Annotated in this window: 20 protein-coding genes; 8 read left to right on the top strand and 12 right to left on the bottom strand. The window is 71.4% G+C overall.

The window, feature by feature from the left end:
• Positions 1–5: 5 nt before the first annotated feature.
• Positions 6–875 carry a PAC2 family protein gene (locus tag O7607_RS28150; RefSeq protein WP_030504102.1) on the bottom strand — a complete coding sequence of 290 codons (870 nt, stop codon included), beginning with the start codon at positions 873–875 and terminating at the stop codon, positions 6–8.
• Between the two features lie 242 nt (positions 876–1,117).
• Here O7607_RS28150 and metH point away from each other — a divergent pair, with 242 nt between their 5' ends.
• From metH to O7607_RS28135, 3 genes are all read left to right on the top strand, one after another.
• Positions 1,118–4,633: a methionine synthase gene (gene metH, locus O7607_RS28145; RefSeq protein WP_269706465.1), complete on the top strand. Its 3,516-nt coding sequence runs from the start codon at positions 1,118–1,120 to the stop codon at positions 4,631–4,633.
• A 346-nt stretch (positions 4,634–4,979) separates the two neighbouring features.
• On the top strand, positions 4,980–6,086 hold the full coding sequence (locus O7607_RS28140) for a family 43 glycosylhydrolase (protein ID WP_269706464.1): 1,107 nt from the start codon (positions 4,980–4,982) through the stop codon (positions 6,084–6,086).
• 77 nt (positions 6,087–6,163) lie between these two features.
• A complete protein-coding gene (locus tag O7607_RS28135; RefSeq protein ID WP_269706463.1) occupies positions 6,164–7,033 on the top strand; it encodes an endonuclease/exonuclease/phosphatase family protein in 870 nt (289 codons plus the stop codon).
• 75 nt (positions 7,034–7,108) lie between these two features.
• On the opposite strand, the gene O7607_RS28130 is transcribed toward O7607_RS28135, so the two are convergent.
• Complete coding sequence (locus tag O7607_RS28130; RefSeq protein ID WP_269706462.1) at positions 7,109–7,510, bottom strand: hypothetical protein; 402 nt, start codon at positions 7,508–7,510, stop codon at positions 7,109–7,111.
• Positions 7,511–7,581: 71 nt separating this feature from the next.
• Positions 7,582–7,983, bottom strand: coding sequence for a hypothetical protein (locus tag O7607_RS28125; protein ID WP_269706461.1), 402 nt, complete (start codon positions 7,981–7,983; stop codon positions 7,582–7,584).
• 203 nt (positions 7,984–8,186) lie between these two features.
• On the opposite strand from O7607_RS28125, the gene O7607_RS28120 reads away from it, so the two are divergent.
• Complete coding sequence (locus tag O7607_RS28120; RefSeq protein WP_269706460.1) at positions 8,187–8,588, top strand: hypothetical protein; 402 nt, start codon at positions 8,187–8,189, stop codon at positions 8,586–8,588.
• 41 nt (positions 8,589–8,629) lie between these two features.
• Here the strand turns inward: O7607_RS28120 and O7607_RS28115 are convergent, their stop codons facing one another.
• Together O7607_RS28115 and O7607_RS28110 are read right to left on the bottom strand one after the other, a co-directional pair.
• A complete protein-coding gene (locus tag O7607_RS28115) occupies positions 8,630–9,076 on the bottom strand; it encodes a DUF6069 family protein (protein ID WP_269706459.1) in 447 nt (148 codons plus the stop codon).
• Positions 9,077–9,163: 87 nt separating this feature from the next.
• On the bottom strand, positions 9,164–10,162 hold the full coding sequence (locus O7607_RS28110; protein ID WP_269706458.1) for an RNA polymerase subunit sigma-70: 999 nt from the start codon (positions 10,160–10,162) through the stop codon (positions 9,164–9,166).
• 113 nt (positions 10,163–10,275) lie between these two features.
• On the opposite strand from O7607_RS28110, the gene O7607_RS28105 reads away from it, so the two are divergent.
• Positions 10,276–10,695, top strand: a complete 420-nt coding sequence (locus tag O7607_RS28105) for a hypothetical protein (protein WP_269706457.1) — start codon at positions 10,276–10,278, stop codon at positions 10,693–10,695.
• A gap of 10 nt (positions 10,696–10,705) precedes the next feature.
• Here O7607_RS28105 and O7607_RS28100 read toward each other — a convergent pair whose 3' ends face one another.
• From O7607_RS28100 to O7607_RS28090, 3 genes are read right to left on the bottom strand one after another with little or no spacing between them, the layout of a single operon-like run.
• Complete coding sequence (locus O7607_RS28100; RefSeq protein WP_269706456.1) at positions 10,706–11,041, bottom strand: YnfA family protein; 336 nt, start codon at positions 11,039–11,041, stop codon at positions 10,706–10,708.
• On the bottom strand, positions 11,038–11,490 hold the full coding sequence (locus tag O7607_RS28095; protein WP_269706455.1) for a MerR family transcriptional regulator: 453 nt from the start codon (positions 11,488–11,490) through the stop codon (positions 11,038–11,040). The genes O7607_RS28100 and O7607_RS28095 overlap by 4 nt, the downstream gene beginning before the upstream one ends.
• Positions 11,490–11,819: a hypothetical protein gene (locus O7607_RS28090; RefSeq protein WP_269706454.1), complete on the bottom strand. Its 330-nt coding sequence runs from the start codon at positions 11,817–11,819 to the stop codon at positions 11,490–11,492. Before O7607_RS28090 ends, O7607_RS28095 begins: the two co-directional genes overlap by 1 nt.
• 436 nt (positions 11,820–12,255) lie before the next feature.
• Between O7607_RS28090 and O7607_RS28085 the strand changes: the two genes are divergently transcribed.
• The 3 genes from O7607_RS28085 to O7607_RS28075 all read left to right on the top strand — a co-directional run bounded on the left by O7607_RS28085 (position 12,256) and on the right by O7607_RS28075 (position 14,119).
• On the top strand, positions 12,256–12,438 hold the full coding sequence (locus O7607_RS28085; protein WP_013286093.1) for a hypothetical protein: 183 nt from the start codon (positions 12,256–12,258) through the stop codon (positions 12,436–12,438).
• A gap of 186 nt (positions 12,439–12,624) precedes the next feature.
• Positions 12,625–13,365, top strand: a complete 741-nt coding sequence (locus tag O7607_RS28080) for a neutral zinc metallopeptidase (RefSeq protein WP_269707098.1) — start codon at positions 12,625–12,627, stop codon at positions 13,363–13,365.
• Between the two features lie 115 nt (positions 13,366–13,480).
• Positions 13,481–14,119 (top strand): HAD family hydrolase, encoded by a 639-nt coding sequence (locus tag O7607_RS28075; protein ID WP_269706453.1) that lies wholly within the window; start codon positions 13,481–13,483, stop codon positions 14,117–14,119.
• Positions 14,120–14,171: 52 nt separating this feature from the next.
• Here O7607_RS28075 and O7607_RS28070 read toward each other — a convergent pair whose 3' ends face one another.
• From O7607_RS28070 to O7607_RS28055, 4 genes are all read right to left on the bottom strand, one after another.
• Positions 14,172–16,721, bottom strand: a complete 2,550-nt coding sequence (locus O7607_RS28070; protein WP_269706452.1) for an ABC transporter permease — start codon at positions 16,719–16,721, stop codon at positions 14,172–14,174.
• A complete protein-coding gene (locus O7607_RS28065; RefSeq protein ID WP_269706451.1) occupies positions 16,721–17,485 on the bottom strand; it encodes an ABC transporter ATP-binding protein in 765 nt (254 codons plus the stop codon). The genes O7607_RS28070 and O7607_RS28065 overlap by 1 nt, the downstream gene beginning before the upstream one ends.
• A 261-nt stretch (positions 17,486–17,746) precedes the next feature.
• The gene (locus O7607_RS28060; RefSeq protein WP_269706450.1) at positions 17,747–18,430 is read right to left on the bottom strand and encodes a response regulator; all 684 of its coding nucleotides are present in this window, start codon (positions 18,428–18,430) and stop codon (positions 17,747–17,749) included.
• 284 nt (positions 18,431–18,714) lie between these two features.
• Positions 18,715–19,632 (bottom strand): RecB family exonuclease, encoded by a 918-nt coding sequence (locus tag O7607_RS28055; RefSeq protein WP_433495954.1) that lies wholly within the window; start codon positions 19,630–19,632, stop codon positions 18,715–18,717.
• Positions 19,633–19,795 lie beyond the last annotated feature (163 nt).

The raw sequence follows: 19,795 nt of genomic DNA, 5'->3' as shown, positions 1-19,795 counted from the left end.
AAGTGCTACCAGGAACCCGCTGTCGGCCCGGCGGAACCACCGCGGCGACGCAGGTACTTCTCGAACTCCTGGGCGATCTCGTCCCCGGTCAACGGGGTGATGCCGGCGTCGCCGACCCGTTCCTCCAGCTCACGCACGTATTCGCCGAGTTCGGCGTCCTGCTCGGCGGCGCTGCGTACCCGCTGCTCCCACTCGGCTGCCTCCTCGGCCAGGTCGGCCATCGGCACCGGCAGGTCGAGCACCTCCTCGACCCGGTGCAGCAGGGCGAGGGTGGCCTTCGGGCAGGGCGGGTTGTTGGCGTAGTGCGGCACGTGCACCCAGAACGACACCGCGTCGACCTCGGCCCGGGTGCACGCGTCGTGCAACACGCCGACGATGCCGGTCGGCCCGTCGTACCGGGTGGGGGTGAGCTGGTAGCGCTTGGCGGCGTCGGCGTCCGACGCGCTGCCGCTGATCGGCAGCGGCCGGGTGTACGGCACGTCGGCCAGCAGCGCGCCGAGCAGCACCACCCGCTCGACCTCCAGGCTGTGGCAGATCTCCAGCACCTGCTCGCAGAACGTCCGCCAGCGCATGCTCGGTTCGATGCCGCGGATCAGCACCACGTCCCGCTCGGTGCCCTCCGGGCTGGCCACCATGAACCGCGTGGTGGGCCACTCGACGCGCCGGGTCTCCCCGTCGGCCATGGTGATCGTCGGGCGGCTCACCTGGAAGTCGTAGAAGTCCTCCGGGTCCAGCTCGGTCACCTGCCGGGCCTGCCAGACCTGCTCCAGGTGTTCCACGGCGGCGGTGGAGGCGTCGGCGGCGTCGTTCCAGCCCTCGAAGGCCGCGATGGCGACCGGCGAGCGCAGTACCGGCAGCCCGTCGAACTCGGTCACGCCGTCACCTCACCCTGCTCGTCGGGCGCGGCGCCGCCCCGTCGCACGGTCGCACCCCTGTTGTCCTTCACGTCCGTCAGCCTACGTGCCGCCGCCGGGGCCGGCCCGTCGGCCGCGCCGGTCGCCGGGCCGGACCACCCGGGCGAACCGGAGGAAAGGGGTACGCGGGGCCCGGTGGGCAGTATGTGAGAAGGGCCGGATCGGATAACTCTGGCGCAGCCGGGCGCACTACCCTGGAGCATGTGTCTATCTCGTTGCGTGACCTGCTGGCCGATCGGATCCTGATCGCGGACGGCGCGATGGGAACAATGCTCCAGGCCGCCGATCTCACCCTCGACGACTTCGACGGCCTCGAAGGCTGCAACGAGATCCTCAACGTGACCCGGCCGGACGTGGTCCGCGGCGTGCACGACGCCTACCTCGCCGCCGGCGCGGACTGCGTGGAGACCAACACTTTCGGCGCCAACCTGCCCAACCTCGCCGAGTACGGCATCCCCGGCCGCATCCGGGAGCTGTCCGAGGCGGGCGCGCGGATCGCGCGGGAGGCAGCCGACGCGTACGCGACGCCGGAGCACCCCCGGTTCGTGCTCGGCTCGATGGGGCCGGGCACCAAGCTGCCCACCCTCGGGCACGCCAGCTACGCCTCGCTGCGCGACGCGTACCAGGAGAACGCCGCCGGCCTGATCGCCGGCGGGGCGGACGCGCTGATCATCGAGACCTGCCAGGATCTGCTCCAGGTCAAGGCGGCGGTGGTCGGGTCGAAGCGGGCGCGCGCCGAGGCGGGCCGGGACGTGCCGATCATCTGCCAGGTCGCGGTGGAGACCACCGGCACCATGCTGCTGGGCAGTGAGATCGGCGCCGCGCTGACCGCGATCGAGCCGCTCGACGTCGACCTGATCGGGCTGAACTGCTCCACCGGCCCGGCGGAGATGGGCGAGCACCTGCGCTACCTGGCACAGCACTCGCGTATCCCGATCTCGGTCATGCCGAACGCGGGCCTGCCGGTGCTGACGGCCGACGGGGCGTACTTCCCGCTCAGCCCGGACGAGCTGGCCGACGCGCTGGAGCAGTTCGTCACCGACTACGGCGTGGGCCTGATCGGTGGCTGCTGCGGCACCACCCCGGAGCACATCCGGGTGCTGGTGGAGCGCCTCGGCGGGCGGGCGCCGGTGGCGCGGGAGCCGAAGCCGGAGGCCGGGGTCTCCTCGATCTACCACCACGTGCCGTTCGCCCAGGACGCCAGCATCCTGATGGTGGGGGAGCGCACCAACGCCAACGGCTCGAAGGCGTTCCGCGAGTCGATGCTCGCCGGGGACTGGCAGGCCTGCGTGGAGGTGGCCCGCAGCCAGGCCCGCGACGGCTCGCACCTGCTCGACCTCTGCGTCGACTACGTGGGCCGCGACGGCATGCAGGACATGCGGGAGCTGGCGGGCCGGTTCGCCACCGCCTCGACGCTGCCGATCGTGCTGGACTCCACCGAGCCGGCCGTGATCGAGGCCGGGCTGGAGATGCTCGGCGGCCGGTGCGTGGTCAACTCGGTCAACTTCGAGGACGGCGACGGCCCCGACTCCCGCTACGCGCGGGTCATGCCGGTGGTCAAGGAGCACGGCGCCGCCGTCGTGGCGCTGCTCATCGACGAGGAGGGCCAGGCCCGCACCCGCGAATGGAAGGTACGGGTGGCCTCCCGGCTGATCGACGACCTGACCGGCCGGTGGGGGATGCGCCGGGAGGACATCCTCATCGACGCGCTGACGTTCCCGATCGCCACCGGGCAGGAGGAGACCCGCCGCGACGGCATCGAGACGATCGAGGCGATCCGGGAGATCGCCGCGCGCTACCCGGGCGTCAACTTCACCGCCGGCATCTCGAACGTCTCGTTCGGCCTCAACCCGGCGGCCCGGCAGGTGCTCAACTCGGTGTTCCTGCACGAGTGCGCGCAGGCCGGGCTGACCTCGGCGATCGTGCACGCCAGCAAGATCCTGCCGATGGCGCGGATCCCGGACGAGCAGCGCGAGGTGGCGCTCGACCTGGTGTACGACCGCCGCCGCGAGGGCTACGACCCGGTGCAGCGGTTCATCGAGGCGTTCGAGGGCGTGGACGCGGCCTCGGCGCGCGCCACCCGGGCCGAGGAACTGGCCGCGCTGCCGCTGGACGAGCGGCTCAAGCGGCGGATCATCGACGGCGAGCGCAACGGCCTGGAGGCCGACCTGGACACCGCGATGGCGCAGGGGCGTACGCCGCTGTCCATCATCAACGACCTGCTGCTGGACGGCATGAAGGTGGTCGGCGAGCTGTTCGGCTCCGGCCAGATGCAGCTGCCGTTCGTGCTCCAGTCCGCCGAGGTGATGAAGACCGCGGTGGCGTATCTGGAGCCGCACATGGAGAAGACGGACGACGACGGCAAGGGCCGCATCGTGCTCGCCACGGTGAAGGGCGATGTGCACGACATCGGCAAGAACCTGGTCGACATCATCCTGTCCAACAACGGCTACGACGTGGTGAACATCGGCATCAAGCAGCCGATCAACGCGATCCTCGACGCGGCCGAGGAGCACCGGGCGGACGCGATCGGCATGTCCGGTCTGCTGGTCAAGAGCACAGTCATCATGAAGGAGAACCTGGCCGAGATGGCCTCCCGGGGCGTGGCCGAGCGCTGGCCGGTGCTGCTCGGCGGCGCGGCGCTGACCCGCGCGTACGTGGAGGACGACCTGCGGTCGATCTACCCCGGTCAGGTGCACTACGCCCGCGACGCGTTCGAAGGGCTGTCCCTGATGGACCGCGTGATGGCGGCCAAGCGCGGCGGCGCGCCGGTGATCGACCCGGAGCGGGAGGCGGCGCTGGCGGCCCGCCGGGAGCGCCGCGAGCGGCAGCGGGCGCAGGTGCGCGAGGCGCTGCCCGAACTGGACGACGCGTCGGTCCGCTCCGACGTGGCGGCCGACGTGGCGGTGCCGAACCCGCCGTTCTTCGGCACCCGGGTGGTCAAGGGCGTGCCGCTGGCCGACTACGCGGCGCTGCTGGACGAGCGGGCCACGTTCCTGGGTCAGTGGGGGCTGCGCGGCGCCCGCGGCGGCAAGGGCCCGTCGTACGAGGAACTGGTGGAGACCGAGGGCCGGCCCCGGCTGCGGTACTGGCTGGACCGCCTGATCTCCGACCAGGTGCTGGAGGCGGCCGTGGTGTACGGCTACTTCCCGGCGTACTCCGAGGGCAACGACCTGGTGGTGCTGGACGAGAACGGGCACAGCGAGCGGGCCCGGTTCTCCTTCCCCCGGCAGCGGCAGGAGCGGCGGCTGTGCCTGGCCGACTTCTTCCGGCCCAAGGGCGACCAGCTCGACGTGGTGGCGTTGCAACTGGTCACCGTCGGGCAGCCGATCAGCGAGTACACGGCGAAGATGTTCGCCGGCAACGAGTACCGCGACTACCTGGAGGTGCACGGCCTGTCCGTGCAGCTCACCGAGGCCCTCGCGGAGTACTGGCACCGGCGGATCCGGGCCGAGCTGGTGCTGCCCGGCGGCGGCACCGTGGCCGACGACGACCCGGCCGACCTGGCCGGTCTGCTGCGCACCGACTACCGGGGCTGCCGGTACGCGTTCGGCTACCCGGCCTGCCCGGACCTGGAGGACCGGGCGAAGATCGTGGAGCTGCTGGGCGCGGAGCGGATCGGGGTGCAGTTGTCCGAGGAGTTCCAGTTGGTGCCGGAGCAGGCCACCGACGCGATCGTGGTGCACCACCCGGAGGCGAACTACTTCAACGCCAAGTGACGCCGTCGCCCAGCCTGAGCTGACAAGTTCACGACACCCGGTTGGTCCGCTGCCGGGCCGCCGGCCCGGTCGAGTCGTACCCAAGAGCGGCATCGAAGCCCTGCGGGTGCGGTCCTCGCGGCTCCCACGCCCCGAAGGCTGATCGGATGATCAGGCAGCTAGTGAGGGATGACGGACATCCGCGCGGAGATCGGCGCCCGCGCGCCGAGTCGTACCGGGGCAGGTCGGCCACGGGTGCCCCAGTCGCAAGTGGGCGTGGTCCGCCGGCTCCGCGCGGCTCTGGTAATCGTTGTATTCACATGCTTTGATCTGTGCTCAGGATCTGACCCGGATTCAGAGGAGCCTCATGCGAGTCACCATCCGCGCGTTCGTGGCAGGGCTGGCAGTGGCCCTCGCGGCTACGACCGGCGTCGCCGCCGCACCCTCCGCCGGCGCCGCCGTCGTCGACCCGGCCGACGAGTCGCAGGACTTCCCGTTCCCTGGCGCCGATACCATCGCGCTGCGCGACGGCTCCAACAAGTACATCACCTACGGTGCCAGCACCGGCGGCAAGAAGGTGCCGTACGCCATTTCGGGCTCCGGGAATGTCGTGGGAACCTCGCCGACAGTGGCCGGCGACGCCATGCCGAGCGGCGGTGGGGCGTGGGTCGAATCCGGCTCCGGGATCTGGACCCCGGGGGCGCACTACCACGTCAAGGACGGGGTCGGCCGCTACTACCTCTTCTACACCGCCAGCAGGAAGAACGACGGCGGGCGCAAGTGCATCGGCGTGGCTCGCTCCCAGAACCCGTACGGGCCGTTCAACGCCGAGGACACGCCGATCGCCTGCCCGGACAAGGGCGATCGGTGGGCACTCGACGCGGACGTCGTAGCCGGTCCCGCGGGTGCGATCTGGATGACCTGGCGGGACGGGCAGCGGGCCGAAGGGGCGGAGTCGGCGCTCTCCGTCATGAGGTTGAAGTTCAACCCGAACGGCACCGTCGACCGCGACAGCGATCCGGTCGTCATCTTCCGCAGCGACAATCTGAGCTGGGTCACGTACCGGGACACCGGCGGGGTCGCCGTCATCGAGAATCCGAGCGCGTTCCACCACAACGGTTCCTGGTATCTCTTCTACTCCGGCAACGCCTGGCGGGAGAACTACTACTCGACCGGCGTCGCCTTCTGCGGCGACCGGATCGACGACGGCCTGTGTTCGCCGATGCCCGGACCGAATCGGGCCTGGTTCTCCTATTCGGGTCCGGCGGCCCACCTGCCCGACACCATGCGCAAGTACTCGTTGCCGGGTAACAAGCGTGGGCCGGGCGCGATGGACGTCTACGAGGCCCGGGACGGCAAGCCGTGGGTGACGTGGAACTACCTCGCCGACGACAGCTCGGGGCGGAAGAGCCGGACCGGGCGTCTCGTCATCACGGGCTCCGGCGCCAACGCCGACTTCAAGGTGGAGCTCTAACGATTTGTCACCGGACGGCGACCGCCACCACAGTGGCGGCGCCGGCCCGGTGTGTCCTCAAACGGGAAGGATCATTCATGAGAAGAACCCTGCGAGCTGTCCGGCGAGCCGTCGCCCTGGGCGCCACACTCACGGTGGCGACCCTCCTCCTGCCGGTCTCTCCGGCCGCGGCGGCGTCGACCTTCCAGGCCGGCCACCTGAACATCTACAACGGCCTCACCCACGAGAAGTTCCTCCACGACCTGAACCTCATCACCTCGAAGGCGGACATGGTCGCGCTCAACGAGGTGGGCCCCCGCAGGGCCTTCCTGGTGGACTGGGCCGCCGACAACGGATGGACGTTCTACGCCCCGACCACTTCGGTGCACGCTGCCGGTGAAGCTCTGCTGGCGAAGAAGAGCATGTTCGAAGTGGTCGACAAGGGGTCGAAGTTCGTGTGCGACACCAACCCCGACGAGCCACCGCCGCCGCGCTACAACAACTGGGTCAAGTACCGGCACAAGGCGACCGGACGATACGTGTTCCACATCAACTTCCACGCCGTCGCCGGTATCGACAACAACGGCTCGCCGGAAGACCTTCCGCGTACCAGGTGCGCGGAGCAGCAGTTCGCTGAGGTCAAGGAGCTGGCCCGCGAGAAGAAGGCGGAGGGCCAGGTCATCGTCAGCGGCGACCTCAACGTCGACTTCAGCGCCGACAAGGCCCGCGGGTACGAGAAGTTCCCGTGGAAGGTCTTCGAGGCCAACGAGCTGCCGAACCTCCGCTCCGTCTACAACCTCTACGGTGAGAAGGGGACCGGCACGCACGGGAACCGGCACATCGACTACATCTACTTCTGGAAGCGGATCGAGAGCTCCCAGGTGATGTGGATGACCGACTACCGCATCGTCGGGGACACCAACTCGGACCACAAGGGTGTCGTGGCGGACTTCTCCCTCGCATCCTGACCGATACGAACGTGTCGGGCTCCGTCAACCAGCGGTTGGCGGAGCTCCGGCCGGTGAGGACCACAACGCCGGCCGTCACGTGTCGTAGAGCCCGTCCCACGGCTCGTGGAACCCGAGGCGATCCGGATACAACTCGACCCAGCCGACGTGGCTGCCGTCGCCGGCCCGGTCGCCGGACTCGTCGACCAGACCGAACACGACACCGTCCTGACGGGTCTGGAACAGGCGTACGGCGATGTCGCCGTACGCCTTGCCGGGCAGGCTCGCGAGCAGCCCGTCGAGTGCCTCGCTCAGCGCGCCTCGATGCGGAACCCGCGTGATGGTCGAGTCCCGGTACGTCCCGTCGTGGTCGAAGCGGTGCACGTACGCGTGGTGGTCCCACGCCGAGGCGAGGAACAGCCCTTCGTCGTAGCGGCCGATCGTGTCCGTCCGGTGGCCGGGCTCGTGCGCGATGGGAATCAGCCGGGGTACGGGCACTCGATCAACGTAGCGTACGAGCGCGGGGCGCCCGCCGCGTAGGCGGACGCCCCGAAGCGTCGACGTGCCGGTCAGCCGATCAGCGTGACCGAGTAGTCGTACGTCGTCCCGGTCACCGAGTACGTGGCGGTCTGCCCGTTCTCGCAGTACGACACGAAGCTGCTCGGCGTGCGCGTCGCTCCGGCCACCGCGTCCACCACCGGCCGGACATCGGACCCGACGGGAAGTGCGGTGGTGGTGAGATCGATCGTCCGCGACTGGTTGATCGGGTAGGTGTCGGTGTTCGCCGTCTCCAGGCCGTTGCTCGCCTGAACACTGAAGGACATCACGAAGGCGGCGTTGTTCACCACGGCGATGCGCTGAACACAGGGTTCGGCCTGCGCGCTGGCCGCGGACGCCCCAGCCAGTGCCGATGCACCGGCGGCGAGAGTCCCGGCGAGTGCGGCTCCGACGAGCCTGGCGCGGAAGGTCATGGTGTCACCTCTCGGTCGTACGTGGCGCCGGGCGCCGACTGGCGGTGCCCGGCGTATGGTCCGTATCGAAGTGCCCGAGTGTTCCTGATCGAATCCTGTAGATCGCAGGAAATTCTCCGGAGCGGGTCCACAGCTCCGATCCGTCGAACTGAGGGATCGATCCCGATGGCGTGCGAGCGTCCCGGCGCGAGGAGGCCGAAGTGGTGAACTCCGCCCTGTCCGCTGTCGTCCACGCGGTCGGAGCCGGCTTGCCACCGTTGGCGGAGTCGGATCTCGACCCGGGCGCGATGTACTCCACCTTCGTCGTCCTGTCCGGTATGTACTTCGCTCCGGTTCTCATGTCCGGACTCGGGTTTCTCTGCGCTGCGGGCGTTGGGCTCAGCCGCCGGATCGGTAGGGCTTCCGCGATCGCGGTCGTCCTGTTCTACGCGTTGTCGTTGCTCGGCAGTGCCTTCACCTGGCCCGAACTGGAGCACCAGGGAAAACCGAGTGAGACGCTGTGGCTGATCGTGATCGGTTGCGGCGGATTCCTGGTGTTGCCCTGGCTCGTGGCGTTCGGCGGCACCAAGGTGGCCCTGCGTCGTCGCGGAGCCACGGCCGAGTAACCGGATGCTCCGCCCGACCACGGCTGAACGTCGAGGTGGAGCTACCCCCGGTCGCCCTTCCTCGCGCGCAGGCTCCACGCCAGGGCGGGGATCATCACCGCCGCCGCGACCAGGTGCAACCCGACCAGCGTGACAGTAGTGGCGGCATCGCCCCCGGCGATCAACGGCGGGATCATCGACAGCGCGGTCAGCGACACCGCCGTCCACACGAACCGCCGCACGGGGTGTGCGCTGAACCGCAGCAGGACGGCGGCGACGACGACGCCGACGAGCGAGAAGAATCCGGTCACGACGGCGAACCCGCCCAACGGGATCGTCTCGCGGCCGCCGTCCGGGATCTCGAAGTCCACACCGGCGGCCCGGGCGAGCGTCGCCGCGAACGTGGTGACCGCCATCGCGCCGAGGGTGGCGACCAGGCCGGTGACGGCGAGCCGCGGGAAGCTGTGCGAACGGCGAGAACCCACGCCGGTGTCGGTACTGCTGATCATGTCGTTCCTCCGAGCGTCGTCATGAGGGTGAGGTCGCGACCACCGCGACGCGTGCGCCGCCGGGCAGCGCGGGCGTCCGCACCGGCACTACGGCGTACGGTCGGCCGGCAGGCGCTCCGGCAGCCCGAGCTGAGGGAACCGGTCGGCGTGGAACGTGACGATCTCGGTGATCTCCCCGCCGGTGATGCGCAGGGCGTCGACGGTGAGCGGCAGGTACGCGCCGTCGCTCTCCTGCCACAGGTAGAACGCGACGGCGGGCTGCCGGTTCACGGCGGTGGGCAGGGCCCGCATGCTGCCCAGGCTCTCGAAGCCGTCCGCGATCCAGTCGTTCACCACGGCGTCGCGGCCGATCTGCAGGCCGGGCGTGGGCGGCATCGAGCAGCGCACGTCGTCGCGCAGCATGGCGGCGAGCGCGCCGACGTCCTTGGCGACGGCGGCGTCGGTGAAGCGGCGTACCAGCTCGCGGGTCCGGGTGTCCGTCTCGTCGCCGGTCCAGTCCTGCCGCTGCGCGGGCAGGTGTTCCCGCATGCCGGCGCGGGCGCGCTGCAACGCGCTGTTCACCGAGTTGACCGAGTCACCGAGCAGTTCCGCGACCTCCTTGGCGGGCCAGCCGAGCACGTCGCGCAGGATCAGCACGGCGCGCGGGCGCGGCGCGAGGTGCTGCACCGCGACCAGGTACGCCAGTTCGATCGTCTCGCGGGCCACCGCGACGGCCTCCGGCTCGTCGGCGCCGGCGGCGGGCAGCTCGTCGAGCAGCCGGTCCGGGTACGGCTGCAGCCACCGCACCTCGCCGCCGGTCGCGGGCTCGGGCCGGTACGCGGAGAGCCGGTCCAGGCAGGCGTTCGTGGCGATCCGGTACAGCCAGGCCCGGAATGTCGATCGTCCCGCGAACGTCTCCCGCCGTCGCCAGGCGCGCAGGAACGTCTCCTGCACGGTGTCCTCGGCGTCCTCGAACGATCCGAGCATCCGGTAGCAGTGCACGTGCAGCTCCCGCCGGTGCCGCTGCGCCAGCGCGGCGAACGCCGGCTCGCCGACCTCAGCCAGCTCGCGTACGTCCGGCTCCGCCCGCCGCGTCTCCGCACCCATCACGTCATCCTCCCGCCTCGTCGTGGCCTGTCGAAGATGTGACGGGTACGGGCGGGAAAACTCATCACCGCCGCCCGCTCCCGGAGGTGACAGGCGGTACTACGGTGCGCTTCATGAAGATCTCGATCGACCGGGATTCCGTGTGCATGGGCGACGACGTCGACTCGCATCGTGTGCTTCTCGACGTACGCCCCCAGCGCACCCTCGGATCGCTGCTGGCAGAGGCCCTGCGCCGGTACCCCCTGGCCTCCGTCGGCGGCGAGATCTCCTGGATCGCCGAGGTCACCTACGGCAGTTACCGTGCCGACGAACGCGGCCTCACGCACCCACCGATGAGCCACGCGCTCGCGCTGCTGCACGTGCCGTATCCGGAGGGCGAGAAGGCGATCATCCCGTTGAACAGGTACTTCCTGGACATGACACTGCGGGAGATGGCGGAGCGGGCCGGCGGGGCCGAGTTGACCCTCAACTTCCACTACCTCAGCGATGGGGCCCGCTGGCGTCCGGAGGACTTCATCGCCCGGTTCGAGTGATGGCGGACGGTCAGCCCGTCCGCGGCGCGTACATGATGACGGCGACGCCGACCAGGCAGATGGCCGCGCCGACGAGGTCGTAGCGGTCGGGCCGGAACCTGTCGACCACCATGCCCCAGGCGAGCGACCCGGCGACGAAGACGCCGCCGTAGGCGGCGAGGATGCGACCGAAGTTCGGGTCCGGCTGGAAGGTGGCCACGAACCCGTAGGCGCCGAGCGCGATCACCCCGGCGGCGACCCAGAGCAGCCCGCGGTTCTCCCGCCAGCCCTGCCAGACCAGCCAGGCGCCGCCGATCTCGGCGAGCGCGGCGAGCAGGAACAGCAGGATGGACCGGACGACCGTCATGTGTCAGACCGTAGCGACACCGGGCCGGAGGCCGGCCGGGCAGTCCGGTCGGCGCCCTCGGCGAACGGCAGGGGGCAGCAGGCGCTGCCGGCACACTCGACCGGGTCGTCGCAGCCGGCCGCGACGGCGGCCCGGAGCGTGTCGCGGACGACGGTGAGGTCCGCCAGCCGCCGTTCCACCTCGGCGAGCTTGCGCCGCGCGTGTCCCTGCAGGCCCGCGCCCCGGCCGCGTCCCAGCACGCCGGCGACCTCGTCGAGGGTGAAGCCGAGACGCTGCGCGGCCTTCACCACCCGCAGCAGGGTGACGGTCTCGGGCGGGTAGAGGCGGTGCCCGCCCGGCGACCGCCGGGGCGCGGCCAGCAGCCCGCGCCGTTCGTAGTAGCGCAGGGTCTGCACGGACACGCCGGCCGCGTCGGCGAGCCGGCCGCTGCGCAGCTCCGGCTCGCCCATCACCGGCCCCGCGCGACCGTGGCCCGCAGGGCCAGGGCATCGAGTACGCGGACGCGGGCCGCCGGCACCCGGATGTCGAGGCTCAGCGTGTCGCCGTCGGGGCGGGCGAGGTCGAACGTGAAGAAGGAGCAGCAGGCCGACTCGCGGGCGATCAGGTCCCGGGCAGCCGCTTCGGCGGTGCGGTCGAGGTGCAGCCGCAGATTCCGGTCGGACCGCCGGTCGACGCCGCGCAGCGCGTCGCGGAACAGTCCGTCGAACTCGGCCACCCGCAGCGGCCGTTCGGCGGTCGGCAGCGTGCAGGTGCCGGGGACCCAGGAGTCGTCGGTCATCTCTCGACGGTAAGCCCGTACCCGGGTACCGGATGCAAGCGGCAATACCTCGCCTCGTGAGCACAGCGCTCGCCGTACAGTCACGCCGCGGACACCGCACCACTCCCAGGCGCTGTCCCGTTTCGGTCACGCGCTCGGTGGCACCGAGGCCGCGCACTCACCGGTCGGGCTGGTGCTCGCCAGGCTCTCGGTGATCGCGTGGCGGTACCTGCTGCGCCACCTGCGGCCCGGTCGGCGGCCGCGGCGCCGCGGCGTGATCAACGGCCGCGACCTGCGGCGACGTCGGGAATACGGCTGTGCTCGCGGGCTCGGCGGGCTACCGTCACCGGAGTACGGGCCGGCGCGGGTCAGGCGCGCCGCGTCCACGCCCCCGCCGTCGGCGTTGACGTGGCGGAAACGCTCGGAGGCGAGCATGGGTACGACGAAAGGGGCGGACATGACCGACGAGGTGACGTCGCAGGTCCCGCCGGAACCGGCTCCCGTGCTGACCACGACACCCGCCGGCACGGGCCCGGTCGGGCCGCCGAGCAGCCTGGACCTGTGGGCACGTGCCCAGGTGCTGCACCGCTGCTTCGGCGACGACGACGGCGAGCCGCACATCATGCGCGGCCTGGACTGACCGCACCGGTCCGCTTCCCCGCTCGTGCCCCCGAGGGCTCCCCGCGGCGTCGCCGGTGGAGGACGCCCCAGCTCACCGCGACCCGGTGAACGTTTCCCGACGCCCGTGCGTGAGAGCCGGTGAGCATCACCGGCGTCCGCCGGGGGTACTGCTGCGGGACACGGGTGCGACAGCCGGGAGGTCATGGTGGGGGACAGGGCGGGACGTCAGGGGCGTGGGCCGATCGCCGGACTGGTGGTGGCCGCGCTGGTCGCGGCCGGCTGCATGGCCGGCGGCTACGACCAGGGCGAGCCGCAGCAGCCCGCACCCCGGAGCAGCGCGCAGCCCGAGTCGCAGACCACCAGGGCGGACGGCACCACCAGCGTCGCCGAGTTCCAGCAGGACATCCAGGACGCGGTACGGCTGGCCGAACGGTACTGGGCGCAGCAGTTCCGCGCCTCCGGCCAGCGGTTCACCCCGATCCGGCGGGTCGTGGCCTACAGCCGCGAGGGCGAGGTGGCCTGCGCCGGGCAGGGGCTGCCGCGCAACAACGCGGTGTACTGCTCGGCCGGCGACTTCATCGCCTACGACGTGAACTGGTCGGTGGCGGCGTTCCGGCAGATCGGCGACGCGTTCCTGTTCTACCTGCTCGGCCACGAGTACGCCCACGGCATGCAGGTGCGGCTGGGCATCCGCTACAACTTCACCATCCAGCAGGAGCTGCAGGCCGACTGCATGGCCGGGGCGTACCTCGGGGACAGCGTGCGGTCCGGGGCGCTGGAGCTGGAGGACGGTGACCTGGAGGAGTTCCGCGAAGGGCTGCTGGCGGTCGGCGACGACCCGGACCAGCCCTGGTTCGCCGAGGGCTCGCACGGCACCGCCGAGCAGCGCAGCGAATCGTTCTTCCGGGGGTACGAGAAGTCGCTCGGCGCCTGCGGTCTCGGGTGATGCCACGGGTCACCCCGATCGGGGACGGTGCCGGGCGCATCGGGCGTGGCTGGCAGGATCGGCGGGGTACGCGTACCGAAGGAGGCCCCCGCTGAGCAGCAAGCACCCCGCCGCCGTGCTCTTCGACATGGACGGCACCCTGGTCGACAGCGAGAAGCTGTGGGACGTCGCGTTGCAGGAGCTGGCCGCCGTGTACGGCGGTGTCCTGTCCGGGGACGCCCGCCGCGCGATCGTCGGCACCGGGATGGCCGACGCGATGCGTATCGTGCACGACGACCTGGGCCAGCCGGAGCGGGACGTCCAGGCCAGCGCCGACTGGATCAGCGCCCGGATCCTGGAGCTGTTCCGCACCGGGCTGCAGTGGCGTCCGGGCGCGCTGGCGCTGCTGCGCGCGGTACGCGACGCCGGCATCCCCACCGCGCTGGTCACCTCCAGCGGCCGGTCCCTGGTCGAGGTGGCTCTGGACACGCTGGGCCGGGACAGCTTCGACGCGGTGGTCTGCGGCGACGAGGTGGACGCGGCCAAACCGCACCCGGAGCCGTACCTGACCGCCGCGCGTCTGCTGGGCGTGCCGGTCGAGCGGTGCGTGGCGATCGAGGACTCACCGACCGGGGTGGCGAGCGCGCTCGCCGCCGGTGCGGCGGTGCTGGCGGTGCCGGCAGAGGTGCCGCTGGCGCCCGCCGACGGCGTACACCAGATGGAGAGCCTGCTCGGGGCGGACCTGGAGCTGCTCGCGGCCCTGCTCAACCGTTAGGAAGGGCCCCTTCTTATGCACGAGGCGTTAAGAAGGGGCCCTTCCTTTCACGTCAGTCGTGGGCGATGGCGCCCAGGACGTTGATCCGCGCGGCGCGGATCGCCGGCAGGACCGCCGCGACCACGCCGATGATCGCGGCCAGGATCAGGAACGTCACCATCTGACCCCACGGCAGGACCAGGTCGGTGATGCCCTCGTCCTTGAGCGCCTCGACCACCGCCGCGCCGAGACCGGTGCCGACCACCACGCCCAGCAGCGCGCCGAAGATGGAGATCACCACCGCCTCGACCGTGATCATGCGCATGGTCTGGGCGCGGCGCAGGCCGATGGCTCGCAGCAGGCCCAGCTCCCGGGTCCGTTCCAGCACCGACAGCGCGAGCGTGTTGATGATGCCCAGCACCGCGATCACGATGGCCAGCGCCAGCAGGATCTGGATCATCTGGAGCAGGGAGTCCAGCTGCCCGGTCTGCTGCTCGATGAACGCGGCCCGGTCCGCCACCGACACCTCGGGGCTGTCCGCCAGCAGTCGCTCGACCTGCGGCTGCACCGCGTCCACCGACGTGCCGGGGGCGAGCTGCAGGAAGCCCTGGATGGGCTGCGGGATGGCGAAGTCCGCCGCAGCCTGCGGCGGCAGCGTCACCGGGTTGGTCAGCTGCGAACTCTCGTAGATGCCGCTGACCGTGTAGGTGCGGGCCTCACCGCGGGACAGCTGCACCGGCACCGTCGAGCCGACGGAGAGGTTGCGTGCCTTCGCGGTGTCGGAGCTGACCAGCATCTGGTCCGGCGCGAGGGTGCTGATGTCACCGGCGGCGGCCTTCGCCCCGAAGATCTGCTGGAGCGCGGCCACGTTGCTCGACGCGGCCACCCAGGTCCGCTCGCCGCCGACCACGCCCATGTCGCCGTACTCGCCGGAGACCATCCGCACGCCGGGAATCGCGGCGGCCTTCTCCAGCACCGCCGGGTCGAAGCTCGCCGGACGCGGCCCGGTCGTGGACCCGGAGATCACCAGCTCCGCCTTGATGTTGTCCTCGGCCAGCTTGCCGATGCTGCCCTTGGCCGAGTCCAGGATCACCGTCACGCCGGTGACCAGGGCGATGCCCACCATCAGCGCGGCCGCGGTGATCGCGGTGCGCCGCGGGTTGCGGCCCGAGTTGAGCCGGCCCAGCTTGCCCGGCACCGACCAGGAGAACAGCGTGCCGAGCAGCGAGACCACCGGCCGGCTGATCACCGGGGTCAGCAGCGCCACCCCGATGAACGCGAACAGCACGCCACCGAGGATGGTCGCCAGGGTGCTGTCGCCGGCGTGCCCGCCGAGACCGAGGAACAGCAGCACCGCGCCGATGCCGGTGACCACCGCACCGCCGATGGTGACCTTGGTCAGCGGCCGGTCCGGCGTGGCGACGTCCTGCATCGCGGCGATCGGCGGGATGCGCGAGGCGCGCAGCGCCGGCAGGAGCGCGGCGATCACCGTGATCAGCATGCCGACCGCGAACGCGCCGATCACCGCCGAGGCCGGCACGCCCAGCCCGGCCAGGGTCAGACCCCCGGCGAGCTGACCGAACAGGTACGCCAGCAGCGCGCCCACGCCGATGCCGGCGGCGAGCCCCAGCACCGAGGCGATCAGGCCGACCGCGAGCGCCTCCAGCACCACCGAGCCGATGACCTGCCTGCCGCTGGCCCCGATGGCCCGCATCAGGGCCAGCTCACGGGTGCGCTGCGCCACGATGATCGAGAACGTGTTGAGGATCAGGAACGTGCCGACCAGCAGCGCCACCGCGGCGAACCCGAGGAGGATCTTGTTGAAGAACGACAGCCCTTCCTTGAGGCCGGCCGAGGCGTCGTCGGCGAGCTGCTCGCCGGTCTTGACCTGGTAGCCGGTGCCCAGCGTGCGGGCCAGCTCGTCGCGCAGCGCGGCCGGCGTGGTGCCGTCGGCGGCCTGGACGCTGATGTTGCTGAACATGTCCGGCTTGCCCAGCATCAGCTGCTGCGCCACCGGGGTGGTGAAGTAGATCTCGTTGGCGCCACCGATCGAGTCCCGGCCGCCGCTGTAGCCGAACACGCCGACGAGCGTGAACTCCTTCTTCGGGGCGAGCGTCAGCACACCGACCCGGTCGCCGACCTTGACCTTGCCCGCCTCGGCGAGCGAGGTGTTGATCACGATCTCGTCGTCGGCCTGCGGCGCGCGGCCCTCGCGTATCTCCACCAGGTCGCTCTCACCGAGCCAGTTCTGGCCCAGCTGCGGCGGACCGAACGAGGTGACCACCTTGCCGTTGCTGCCGATCATGCGGGCGCCGTCGGCGGCGACCACACCCTTGGCGTCGGCGACGCCGGGCGCTGCCTTGACCTGGTCGAGCACGGATGCCGGCAGCGGGGTGCTCAGCGGCATCCCCTCGGCCGTGGAGACGTCGATCTTCGGCTTCGCCTCGACGCTCACGTCGACCTCGGCGTACGCGTCGGCGAAGACCGCGTCGAAGGACCGCCCGAGCGTGTCGGTGAGCACGAACGCGCCGGAGACGAACATGACGCCGAGCACCACCGCCAGCCCGGACAGAAGCAGGCGCAGCTTGCGCGCCAGCAGGCTCTTGAGCGTTGCCCGCAGCATCAGTTGCCCACCTCGACCGGGGCGTCCAGCTTCTTCATCGTGTCCAGCACCGTCTCGGCGGTCGGCTCGATCAGCTCCGAGACGATCTGCCCGTCGGCGAGGAAGACCACCCGGTCGGCGTACGCGGCGGCGGTCGGGTCGTGCGTGACCATGACGATGGTCTGGCCGTGCTCGCGCACCGAGTTGCGCAGGAACTTGAGCACCTCGGCGCCGGAGCGGGAGTCCAGGTTGCCCGTCGGCTCGTCCGCGAAGATCACCTCGGGACGGGCCACGAGCGCCCGGGCGCACGCCACGCGCTGCTGCTGGCCGCCGGAGAGCTGCGCCGGGCGGTGCCCGAGCCGCTCCCGCAGGCCGACCGTGTCGATCACGACGTCGTACCAGGCCGGGTCGGGCTTGCGCCCGGCGATCGACAGGGGCAGCAGGATGTTCTCCTGCGCGGTGAGCGTCGGCAGCAGGTTGAACTGCTGGAAGATGAAGCCCACCTTGTCGCGGCGCAGCTTCGTCAGACCCGCGTCGTTGAGACCCGTCACGGTGGTGTCGCCGATCATCACGGTGCCCTTGGTCACCGTGTCCAGACCCGCGAGGCAGTGCATCAGGGTGGACTTCCCGGAGCCCGACGGCCCCATGATCGCGGTGAACCGGCCGCGCTCGAACTCGGCGCTCACCCCCCGCAGGGCGACGACCTGCGCCTCGCCGCTGCCGTACACCTTCCACACATCGTTCGCCCGGGCCGCGGCCTGCTCTCGGCCTACCGTCGCGGTCACGTCATCTACCTCTTCCGTATGGTCGTTCTGCTGCCGCACCGCCCCCGCTGGCCGGTGCGGCGGAATCCATCCTCGAGGTCGCGAGGCCGAAATCCCTCCGACCTGGGGTGGAATCCGCGCCGATCTTCCGCTGAGGGTCGCCCCCCATCCGGGCTCAGGGTGACCCCTGACCGGTCGGCGGCGCCGACGTCAGGCCCTTACCTGGCGTGATGGTCAACACATCAGCCCCGCCGCTGGTCACGGTAGGTGACCCGCGCCACCTCACCCGCCGGGACGGACCAGACCCGTCTCGTACGCGAGCACGACGGCCTGCACCCGGTCGCGTAACCGTAGCTTCGTCAGCACATGCCCGACATGGGTTTTCACGGTGGTCTCGCTGACCGACAGCACCCGGGCGATCTCCGCGTTGGACAGTCCGCGCGCCATGTGGGTAAGCACCTCGCGTTCCCGCTCGGTCAACGGCTCCAGCGCCCGCGCCGGCGCGGCGGACGGGTCCGGCAGCATCGGGGCGAAGCGGTCCAGCAGCCGGCGCAGGACGCGCGGGGACATCACCGCGCCGCCGGCGGCCACCGTGCGGATCGCCGCGACGAGGTCCTCGGCCGGCACGTCCTTGGTCAGGAAGCCGCTCGCCCCGGCACGCAGCGATCCGACGACGTGTTCGTCCTGCGCGAACGTGGTGAGCACGAGCACGCGTACCGGCAGCCGGGCGGACACGATCGCCCGGGTGGCGGCCACGCCGTCCAGACGGGGCATCCGGATGTCCATCAGCACCACGTCGGGCAGCAGCCGCCGGGACAGCTCCACCGCCTCCGCGCCGTCGCCGGCCTCGCCCACCACGTCGAGGTCGTCCTCCGCGCCGAGCACCATCCGGAATCCGGTACGCAGCAGCGGCTGGTCGTCGGCGAGCAGGACCCGCACCGGCCGGGACACGGCGCCCTCGGTCATGCGTCCCCCTCGTCGTCCGGGCGGCCCTCCGGCCGGACACCCGCGCAGACCCGGCGCGGGATCGGCCGCACCCACGGTAGAGGGCGGCGACCGCCCGCACCCCGGCCAGGCCACCCCGTTCCCGCAGGATGGCCGCACCCGCCCGAGCCGCGCCCCGCCCCGGCCGCCCCATCGCTCGATGATCATGAGGTTGGCCGGTGGGAAAGCGCTTCCCGAGGCGGTCAACTTCATGATCACCGCGTCGGTGCCGCACTGCGGTGGGGGAGGAGGGGGTGGGGGTGGGGTTACTCGTCGGCGCCCGGTGGTGCCGGGCGGGAGCGGGCGTCCACCAGCGGGTCGGGCGCGGCGGCGGGCGTCGGGAACGGCGGCGGCGTTCCGCCGTAGCTCGGGCACAACGCCTGGTGGTTGCACCAGTCGCACAGGCGGCTCGGCCGGGGACGGAAGTCCTGCCGGGCGGTGGCCTGCTCGATCGCCCGCCACAGCGCCACCACGGTGCGCTCGAAGCGCACCAGCTCCTCGGCGTCCGGCGCGTAGTCGCACACCTCGGCGTCCTTGAGGTAGAGCAGGCGCAGCACCCGCGGCACCACGCCACGGGTGCGCCACAGCACCAGGGCGTAGAACTTGAGCTGGAACAGCGCCCGCGCCTCGAACGCCTCCCGCGGCGCCCCGCCGGTCTTGTAGTCGACCACCCGCAGCGCGCCGTCCGGCGCGACGTCGAGCCGGTCGAGGTAGCCCCGGATGAGCAACTCGTCGTCCACCACCGCGGAGATCAGCGCCTCGCGCTCGGCCGGCTCCAGCCGGCGCGGATCCTCCACCGCGAAGTAGCCGTCGAGCAGCGCCGTGGCCGACCGGAGGAACTCCTGCGGCCCGACGGCGTCGCCGTCGGCGAACAGCGTGGCCAGCTCCGGCTCCTCGGTGACCAGGCGGTCCCACTGCGGGGCGACCAGATCACCGGCCGACTCCGGGGTGCGCGCGGCGGCCGGCAGGTCGAACAGCCGCTCCAGCACGGCGTGCACGAGCGTGCCCCGGGCCTGCTCGACTGTGGGCCGCTCGGGCAGCCGGTCGATGCTGCGGAACCGGTAGAGCAGCGGGCAGGTCTTGAAGTCGGCCGCCCGCGACGGTGACAACGAGGCCCGCACCGTGACCGGCGCCGCTGCCGCCGTCTGGTCACCGGGACTGTCGATCATCGGTTCCGCCGTCATGCCCGGAAGGTTAGGGCACGCGTGTGACAGGGCCGGCGCCGCCGCACCGGAGCATGATCGGATCCCCGGTTCGCGGCCGAGGCGGCCCGGTCCACGCGCTCACGTAGCATCGAGCCGGTGCAGCAGCGGAGCCGAGGACCCCGCCGGCCGGGGCTCAGCCTCG

It is taken from the genome of Micromonospora sp. WMMA1949, from assembly GCF_027460145.1.
Classification (GTDB): domain Bacteria; phylum Actinomycetota; class Actinomycetes; order Mycobacteriales; family Micromonosporaceae; genus Micromonospora.
The sequence above is the reverse complement of the archived record's forward strand: the minus strand, read 5'-3'. Positions and strand labels throughout refer to the sequence as shown.